General features: G+C 62.4%; 9 protein-coding genes. 4 read left to right on the top strand and 5 right to left on the bottom strand.

Going from position 1 to position 8,766, the window contains the following annotated elements:
• Positions 1 to 411: 411 nt before the first annotated feature.
• The 4 genes from BSP239C_RS16155 to BSP239C_RS16140 are packed head-to-tail and all read left to right on the top strand — an operon-like array spanning position 412 to position 3,275.
• The gene (locus tag BSP239C_RS16155) at positions 412 to 894 is read left to right on the top strand and encodes a CarD family transcriptional regulator (protein WP_009883639.1); all 483 of its coding nucleotides are present in this window, start codon (positions 412 to 414) and stop codon (positions 892 to 894) included.
• Positions 831 to 1,763 (top strand): 2-C-methyl-D-erythritol 4-phosphate cytidylyltransferase, encoded by a 933-nt coding sequence (locus tag BSP239C_RS16150; RefSeq protein ID WP_257930248.1) that lies wholly within the window; start codon positions 831 to 833, stop codon positions 1,761 to 1,763. The genes BSP239C_RS16155 and BSP239C_RS16150 overlap by 64 nt, the downstream gene beginning before the upstream one ends.
• Positions 1,760 to 2,284 (top strand): 2-C-methyl-D-erythritol 2,4-cyclodiphosphate synthase, encoded by a 525-nt coding sequence (ispF, locus tag BSP239C_RS16145; RefSeq protein ID WP_101574382.1) that lies wholly within the window; start codon positions 1,760 to 1,762, stop codon positions 2,282 to 2,284. The genes BSP239C_RS16150 and ispF overlap by 4 nt, the downstream gene beginning before the upstream one ends.
• A 16-nt stretch (positions 2,285 to 2,300) precedes the next feature.
• Positions 2,301 to 3,275, top strand: a complete 975-nt coding sequence (locus BSP239C_RS16140; protein ID WP_101574381.1) for a hypothetical protein — start codon at positions 2,301 to 2,303, stop codon at positions 3,273 to 3,275.
• Here BSP239C_RS16140 and BSP239C_RS16135 read toward each other — a convergent pair.
• The 5 genes from BSP239C_RS16135 to BSP239C_RS16115 form a co-directional block, all read right to left on the bottom strand.
• Positions 3,245 to 4,657, bottom strand: coding sequence for an amino acid permease (locus BSP239C_RS16135; protein ID WP_257930246.1), 1,413 nt, complete (start codon positions 4,655 to 4,657; stop codon positions 3,245 to 3,247). The two genes, BSP239C_RS16140 and BSP239C_RS16135, sit on opposite strands and share 31 nt — an antisense overlap.
• Before the next feature lie 126 nt (positions 4,658 to 4,783).
• On the bottom strand, positions 4,784 to 5,455 hold the full coding sequence (locus BSP239C_RS16130) for an MBL fold metallo-hydrolase (protein ID WP_101574379.1): 672 nt from the start codon (positions 5,453 to 5,455) through the stop codon (positions 4,784 to 4,786).
• Complete coding sequence (locus BSP239C_RS16125) at positions 5,455 to 6,546, bottom strand: S-(hydroxymethyl)mycothiol dehydrogenase (protein WP_101574378.1); 1,092 nt, start codon at positions 6,544 to 6,546, stop codon at positions 5,455 to 5,457. The genes BSP239C_RS16130 and BSP239C_RS16125 overlap by 1 nt, the downstream gene beginning before the upstream one ends.
• Positions 6,547 to 6,872: 326 nt before the next feature.
• Positions 6,873 to 6,977, bottom strand: coding sequence for a methionine/alanine import family NSS transporter small subunit (locus BSP239C_RS16120; RefSeq protein WP_101574377.1), 105 nt, complete (start codon positions 6,975 to 6,977; stop codon positions 6,873 to 6,875).
• Positions 6,978 to 6,980: 3 nt separating this feature from the next.
• Entirely contained in the window at positions 6,981 to 8,624 is a 1,644-nt protein-coding gene (locus BSP239C_RS16115; protein WP_374701041.1) for a sodium-dependent transporter, read from the bottom strand.
• Positions 8,625 to 8,766 lie beyond the last annotated feature (142 nt).

Below are 8,766 nucleotides of genomic sequence, written 5' to 3'. Positions count from 1 at the left end.
ATCGAGCCTGGAACAACGGGTGAGCTATCCGGAGGTTCCTATTTGAGGCAACGACACCATGTTCCCGGAGGTTTTCATTTGAGGCAACGATGTTTCGTTCCCGGAGGTATTGCAATGAGGCAACAGGCCCGGAGTGAGACCGAGCAGATTCTTGGAGCGGGGCCGAGCAGGTTCTCAGAAAGGGGACTTCGATAGCGCCCGGTCCTGGTGATGCGGGTACGGACGTGGGCGGGTGCGGTTACGGATCCTGGTGCGACGGTTACGGACGCGGGAAACCCGGCATCGTCCGAGATGAGGTGCTGGACGCAAAACCGCGCAGCGGAGCCTAGCACGAGGAATCCGCAGCCTGAACGATTTCTGTGGCGCGCCTCATGGTAAACTGGAAGTCCGCGAAAGGGGTTTGAAGAGATTATGAGTTTCGAGGTCGGCGACACAGTTGTCTATCCACATCACGGTGCAGCGACAATCCAAGATATCAAAAAACGAACCATTAAAGGTGAGGAGAAACTGTACCTCAAGCTCCAGGTCGCCCATGGCGATCTAGTGATCGAGGTTCCTGCGGAGAACTGCGACCTCGTCGGTGTGCGAGATGTCGTCGGTGAAGAAGGTGTCGAGAAGGTCTTCAACGTCCTCCGCGCCGAATTCGTCGAGGAACCCACGAACTGGTCTCGCCGCTACAAGGCGAATCTTGAGAAGCTGCAGTCCGGTGACGTGATCAAGGTCGCCGAAGTCGTTCGTGACCTGTGGCGTCGCGAGCAGGACCGCGGCCTGTCGACTGGCGAGAAGCGCATGTTGTCCAAGGCTCGACAGATCCTCGTTTCCGAACTCGCATTGGCCGAGAAGAAAGAGGAATCCGAAGCCGAGGCCATCCTCGACGAAGTGCTCGCGTCCTGAGTACCTGCGTCATCGTTCCGGCCGCAGGGTCGGGATCACGCTTGGGCAGTGCAGAACCGAAGGCCCTCGTTCGGCTGAACGGGAAGAGCCTTCTGGCTCGCAGTCTTGAGACGATCATCTCCTCGGGAGTTGCTTCCACAATTGTGGTTGCCGCTCCCGAGGAGTTTTTAATGAGTGCCCGCAGAGAAATCGATTCCATTTCAGAATCGCGGCCCAAAAATGCGAAAAGCAGTGTTTCGGATATTCGAATCACGGCTGTAGCGGGTGGGAATGATCGAATAGAATCTGTGCAACTAGCCTTGAAATATTCAGGTGACGCAGACATTGTGCTGGTCCACGATGCCGCACGTGCTCTGACACCTCCCGATGTCTTCCGTCGTGTGGTCGCGGCTGTCCGTGCCGGTGCCGAGGCGGTCGTTCCCGTCCTGCCCATGGCCGACACCGTCCGTCGCGTGGAGACACGTCGGGCAGACGCAGACGGATGGCAAGTTCGGGTCGATTCCGGAGCCGAATTCGGCCAGAACCTGCCAACCGTTGAGGTTCTCCACGGTGATCTCGACCGCTCGATCCTGCGTCGAGTTCAAACCCCACAGGGTTTCGCCGCAGGCACCTTGCGTCGAGCACACGAGAAGTACGAAGACGATCGGGCTGCTGGAGGTCCTGGGTCGCCGGTGGCCACGGATGACGCGGGACTCGTCGAGCACCTCGGCGTCGATGTGGTCGCCGTTGATGGTGACGAGGAAGCACTGAAGATCACGTACCCGCTCGACCTCGTTCTCGGTGAGCACATTGCAAAGAAGCGCGACGAAGAGACCTGCGACGCTGCGAAGCGCGACGGGACAACGAGCGAAAGAGGGCAGCAACGATGACCATGGTGATTCCGCGCACCGGTATCGGAGTGGACGTACATGCGTACTCCGAGGACCCCACTCGCGAGCTCTGGGTTGCAGGACTGAAATGGCCTGGCGAACGCGGACTCGAGGGCCACTCCGATTCCGACGTAGCCGCCCATGCCTGCTGTGATGCGCTGTTCTCCGCCGCGGGCATCGGCGATCTGGGTCAGCATTTCGGCGTCGACCGGCCCGAGTTCGCCGGTGCCTCCGGGGCCGCTCTCCTCGCAGAGGCGGCACGTCAAGTCCGTGCCGCAGGTTTCGAGATCGGCAATATCTCCGTCCAAGTCCTCGGCAATCGTCCGAAGATCGGCACCAGGCGGAACGATGCCCAACGGGCGCTGTCGGAGGCAGCTGGCGCCGAGGTGTCTGTGTCCGGGACAACGACCGATGGTCTCGGTCTGACCGGACGCGGCGAGGGTGTCGCGGCCATCGCGAATGCTCTTGTCTATTCTGTCGCGCGCGCCGACGCGTCGACGGCAGCGCCGATGCACCGGTGACCTCAGAATGAAGGTCGTGTTCCAAGGCGCCGGAGCGATCGGCATCGCAGCCGCCGCACTGTTCGGCCACCGGCACGAAACGGTCGTTGTCTCACGGTCGGTGAGTTCGACCAGAGACACACTGCCGACTCGAGACACAGTGCCAACCCGAGACTCACTGCCGACCAGAGGCGCCGCATACCCTCGACGGGTGAGGTCCTTCGGGCGCGGGTCCGTGCGACGAGTCAGCGCCATTGACTGGGCCGTGGCGAGTTTGGAATCGTGGGACCTGATGGTGCTCACGACTCGGCCGGGTGACCTCGACGATTCGGTCGCCGCGTCGATCGTCGCTCTCAGCCCGCCTATCATCGCGCTCACCAGCCAGGTCGACGGTGACCGGGACATTGCCGCATCGATGTTCCCCGAGTCTGAGATTCTGATCTTCTCCCCAGCACTCCTGTCAGAACGGACCACGGGCCGAAACGTCCGTTACTGGCATCCGCCCGGAACACCGGTGTTCATGGCCAGCGGCCGACGGGAAACCGTGGCAGCACTGCGCCGCGAGCTCGGTGGCCTCATCGTCGGTGTTCCGGGCGTTATGATCTCGGCTTCGCCGGCAGTGTTCATTCCCTATGTCGCCGAACTGAGTGTTCGTGAGGGAAACTGGGCTGCGCTGGAATCGCACCTGCGTCGACCTACGCAGGCAGCCTCGGAAGCGGTGAATGCCGCCATCGGTATCCGGCTGCCGATGTCGGCACGAGCCGCCCGCCTCGTCCTCGACACTTTGGAACGATGTGTACCCATCGACGTCAGCCAGTACGCGGGCCGACACTTCGGACGCCACGAGGGCCAGACACTGGACATGCTCGAGGGGTGGATCAGACGAGCAGCGAGACGGGCTCCAACCTCGGCGAGGTCAGAGCACCCGGCCCTGCGTGAACCGGGGGCCGTGCGCGATATGGCGGCCCTGCGTGAACTGGCTCAGTCCTTGCGCTTGCGCGTGACCAAGTAGCCGATCCCGTAGAGCGCTGCCGTGAAGATCAGTGTGCCGAGTATCTGGATGCGCACGGATTCCACGGTCAGACCGAGGATGATGATCATGGCGATGCCCGCGAGCGTCACATATGACAGCCAGGGGAAGAGCCACATCTTCAAGGGCAGTTCCTCGCCGGCGGCTTCGGCACGGCGCCGGATGATGATCTGGGACACCAGCGTCACGACCCAGGTGACGATGAGCGTTGAACCGACGACGTTGAGGAGAACTCTGAGCACCTCGGCGGCCCAGAAGTAGTTCAGTCCCACTGCCACGAATCCGAACGCCGAGGTGGCCAGCACCGCTGCCATCGGAACGCCGCGTTTGGTCGCGCGCCCCAGTCCCGCCGGCAGCATCTTCCGATCGGACATGGAGAACGCCATTCTGGAAGCCCCGTAGATGTTGGCGTTCATCGAAGACAGCAGGGCGATGACGATGACTGCAGCCAGCAGCGAGGCGACGACGGGAAGACCTGCGGTGTCGAGGACCGCGACGAAGGGTGACTCGCTCAGCCGTTCGTCCTTCCAATTGAGGACGAGGACGATGATCGCCACAGAACCGATGTAGAGGAACAGGATGCGCCACACGATGGTTTTGATCGCCTGTGTCACGCTTCGGCTCGGGTTGGCGGTCTCGGCCGCAGCAACCGCTACGATTTCGATGCCGCCGAAGGCGAACGCCACGACGAGAAGTCCGGCTGCGACACCGGGCAGGCCGGTGGGCATGAATCCGTCGGTGAAGACCGCCGCCGGTGGGTCTGCAGGAGTCCAACCGAACACGTACGCGGCGCCGAGGACGAGGAACAGAGTCACGAAGGCGACCTTGATGAGGGAGAACCAGAACTCGAACTCTCCGAAGCTGCCCGAAGTGGTGAGGTTGACAGCGGTGAAGACGACCATAATGGCCAAGGCGATCACCCACTGTGGGATCGATGGCACGTAGCTGGCCGCGATCTGTGCTGCGGCCGTGGCCTCTGCGGCAACGACGAGGCAGAGTTGGACCCACCACAGGGCGCCGACGGCGAAGGCTGCCGCTGGGCCCATGGCTCGGCCGGCATAGTGGGAGAATGCGCCCGGATTCGGATCGGCGGCCACGAGCTCTCCGAGGGCGCGCATGACGAAGATGACGATGAGCCCGGCCACCACATAGGAGATGAGGACGGCGGGTCCGGCCGCCTGGACACCGGCTCCCGAGCCCACGAACAGGCCGGCTCCGATTGCCGACCCGAGGCTCATCATGACCAGGTGGCGGGGCTTCATTCCGACCTTGAGGCCAGAACCGCCCCGGGACGCTTTAGGTGTCAGCGCACCCGATGATGAGTCTGCGGGTACAGGGGACTGTGGTGATTGAGATTCAGGCACCAGATGAGTCTAGCGCCCGTGCTCGATCTCTCGACATTGCGGTGCGTTCTGAGTCCACAGCGGTGGAGACGAGGAGGGGCCGTGGTCGCAGATCTGCGACCACGGCCCCTCCTCACTCGAAGAATCTCACTCTCCGCGTTTGATCCAGTCTTCCAGCGATGGAGCTTCGGCCCCGATCGATGTCGGCTCACCGTGTCCGGTCAGGACGACCGTGGCATCGGGGAGCTTGAACAAGACGTTCTGGATCGATTCGATGATCGTCTCGAAGCTCGAATGCGAGCGACCGGTTGCTCCCGGTCCGCCGTGGAAGAGGGTGTCTCCTGAGAAGAGGACAGGTCCGACGGCACGTCCGGCTCCCGCCGAGGCTGGGATCGGCAGTCCGGTTTCGATGAAGAAGCAGGTCGAACCGGGGGAGTGGCCAGGGGTGTGCAGGGCTTTGACCCGCACTCCGGCCACGTTCCAGGTGTCGCCGTCGGAGATCTCCTCATCAGGCCGGTAACCCTCATAGGTCATGTCCCAGAGGACATAGTCCTCGGGATTCAGGTAGACGGGCGGATTGCCCACGCGGTGGGCGAAGTCGCGGACGACTCCGACATGATCATCGTGACCGTGGGTCAGCAGGATCGCCTTGACCTCACGCGAGCCGACTTTCTCCGCGATGGCGTCGACATCGTGCGCGGGGTCGATGACGATGACTTCGGAGTCATCGCCGATGATCCAGACGTTGTTGTCGACATCCCAGGTTCCGCCGTCGAGCGAGAACGTTCCGGACGTGACCAGATGCTCAATAGTTGTCATCAGAGTTCCACCACCGATCGCAGTACTTTGCCTTGGCTCATCTTTTCGAATGCTGATTCGACGTCGCCGAGCCCGATCCTCTCAGACACGAACTTCTCCAAGGGCAGGCGTCCCTGCTGGTAGAGATCGACGAGCATCGGGAAGTCCCGTTCGGGCAGGCAGTCGCCGTACCAGGAGGACTTGAGTCGGCCGCCGCGGCCGAAGACGTCGAGCAGCGGGACGCTCAGCTCCATCTCCGGAGTAGGCACGCCCACGAGCACCACGGTGCCCGCGAGGTCACGGCCGTAGAAGGCCTGACGCCAGGTTTCCGGACGTCCCACAGCATCGATGGCGACATCGACGCCGAAGCCTCCGGTCAGATCCTGGATCGCCTTCACGACTTCGTCTTCACTCTTGCCGCGGGTGTTGACCGTGTGGGTGGCTCCGAGATCCTTGGCCCACTCGAGCTTCGTGTCATCGATGTCGAGCGCAATGATCGTGCCGGCACCTGCCAGTGCAGAACCGGCGATGGCCGAGCAGCCGACGCCGCCGCATCCGATGACGGCCACAGACTTGCCGCGGGTGACTTCGCCGGTGTTGATGGCGGCACCGATACCGGCCATCACGCCGCAGCCCAGCAGGCCCACGACAGCGGGGTCAGCCTCGGGGACCTTCGTGCACTGTCCTGCCGCGACCAGGGTCTTCTCTGCGAAGGAGCCGATGCCCAGTGCAGCCTCGAGTTCGGTGCCGTCGGGCAGCGTCATCTTCTGTGAGGCGTTGTGAGTGTCGAAGCAGTACCAGGGTTCACCGCGTTTGCAGGCCCGGCATTCGCCGCAGATCGCGCGCCAGTTGAGGATGACGAAGTCGCCCACCTCGACGTCGGTGACGCCTTCGCCGATCTCCGAGACCGTGCCGGCCGATTCGTGACCGAGCAGGAACGGGTAGTCGTCGCTGATTCCGCCTTCGCGGTAGTGGAAGTCTGTGTGGCAGACGCCGCACGACTTCACATCGACGATGACCTCGCCTGGGCCCGGGTCGGGGATGACGATGTCGGTGAGCTCGACCGGCGCCCCCTTGCTGCGGGAGATGACACCTTTGACCGTCTGTGGCATTGCGTCTCCTAGTGCTCTTAGGCGTTGTGCTCTGTGCGCTGACAACGCATTGTCAACGGGTGAGTGCGCCCGACGATGAGTTCGTACAGCCCTACCCTAACCAGGCATTGCCCTCACGACCAGCGCGCTCACCGAATGGCAAGACAGTGCGATAGCAGACATTGAGACAGGCAATAGGCCAGGTCAGCCGACAGGCGATAAGACAGGGGATACGCCAGGTCAGACGCCAGATGATACGACGAAGGCGGTCCGACGCCTGTTGCCAGGTGTCGAACCGCCTTCGTCGGAACGGATCTCAGGTGTGGATCAGTGCCTGTCGGCGGTGACTACTCCTCGTCCGGGTGCTTGCGCAGGTGCATGATCGCGGCGCCGAGGCCGCCCCATACGGTGACGATGGCGATGATCATCATGACGATTGCCGAGGTACCCATGGTTCAGACTCCTTTGCTTTCTGTTTCGGTGGTGTTCGCAGCGACAGGGCTGTTGTCGGCGGCCTCTGGGTCGATGCCCGCTGCCTTGCGCTTGTTCTCCTCGAGGACGGAATCGGCGATTGCGCTTTCCGCGTTTTCGAGTGATTTCTTGGGCCATCTGACCAGTGTGAGCACGATGGCCAGCACGGCCAGCAGGCCGATCATTCCCCATCCGAAGATGCCCAGAAGGCCAGCGGGATAGTCCTCGTAGCCCTCGGTGGCGTAGGTGATGATCTGCTGGACGAGCATGTAGACCAGCAGCACCGGAGTGATCAGGCCGACGCATGCCATCCAGAACTTGTTGACCTTGAAGCTGGAGACCGCGTTGAGATGGTCGCGCAGGATCGGCAGCTTGCCCAGGTCGCCCCTGAGCACCCAACCGACGACGAGCAGTGCGACGACAGCAGCACCGACGATGCCGAGGTTGTTCGCCCAGGCGTCCATCGTGTCGAGGACGTAGAGGCCCGTGATCGTCGTCAGGAGCAGGATGGAGACAATGGCCATGGCGCCGCCGACGATGAGGACGGACAGCTTGTTGCCCCAGCCGAACTTCTCGCGCAGAGCCTGGATCGGCACCTGCACGATCGAGATCAGCGAGGTCAGACCGGCGAAGACGAGGCAGGCGAAGAACGCGAAGCCGAAGAGCGCACCACCGGGCATCTGCGAGATCAGAGTCGGGAAGGCGATGAAGGCCAGGCCGATGCCGCTGGAGGCGACATCGCCGACTGCCACGCCCTGCGCTGCAGCCATGAAGCCGAGCGCGGCGAAGACGCCGATGCCGGCCAGGATCTCGAACGCGGAGTTTGAGAAGCCCACGACCAGGCCCGAACCTGTGAGGTTGGTCCTCTTCTTCAGGTACGAGGCGTAGGTGATCATGATGCCGAAGCAGATCGAGAGTGAGAAGAAGATCTGACCATAGGCCGCGATCCACACCGCTGGATCAGTCAAGGACTTGAAATCAGGTGTGAACAGAGCATTCAGGCCCTCGGCAGCGCCCGGCAGGAACAGGGCGCGGACGACGATGATGAGGAAGACGACGACGAGCAGAGGAATGAAGATCTTCGAGAACCGGGCAATGCCGTTCTGGACGCCGAGGTAGAGGATGGCGATGGTGACGATCCAGACCAGGATGACCGGGATGAGCACACCAGGAACGAAGTCAAGTGAGACTCCGGGATCGCCGATGTGCAGGTAGTCGTTCATGAAGAAGCCCTCTGCGTCGTCTCCCCAGGCTTGGCTGAGGGAGAAGAACATGAAGCATCCGGCCCATGCGATGATCGCTGCGTAGTAGACACCGATGACGAAGGCGACGCCGGTCTTGAACCAGCCGATCGGCTCAGCAACTCGGCCGAGGGTGCGGTAGGCCAGCGGTGCAGAAGCCCGCGTCCGGTGGCCGAGTGCGTAGGTGAAGAACAGCAGCGGAATGCCGGCTGTCAGCAATGCGACCAGATATGGGATGAGGAACGCGCCGCCGCCGTTTTCGTAGGCGACGTAGGGGAAGCGCCAGATGTTGCCGAGGCCGACCGCCGACCCGATGGCGGCGAAGATGAACGCGCCGCGGGTGGCGAAGACCTCCCTCTGGGGGGCTTTGGTGGAAGACAATGGAATTCCTTTCTGTACAACCACAGTGTTGTGAGGCTGATGCCGGTGTGGCGGTCTGCTGTGACCGTGACGTCGGCAAGTTAGCGTACCGCTTCCAAGGGTTCTCCTTGTGGTGGAGAAGCGCGGTCTCGTTGACTTGATCCCCAGC

It is taken from the genome of Brevibacterium sp. 239c (genome assembly GCF_900169365.1).
Classification (GTDB): domain Bacteria; phylum Actinomycetota; class Actinomycetes; order Actinomycetales; family Brevibacteriaceae; genus Brevibacterium.
This window is presented reverse-complemented; position numbering and strand designations above follow the sequence as displayed.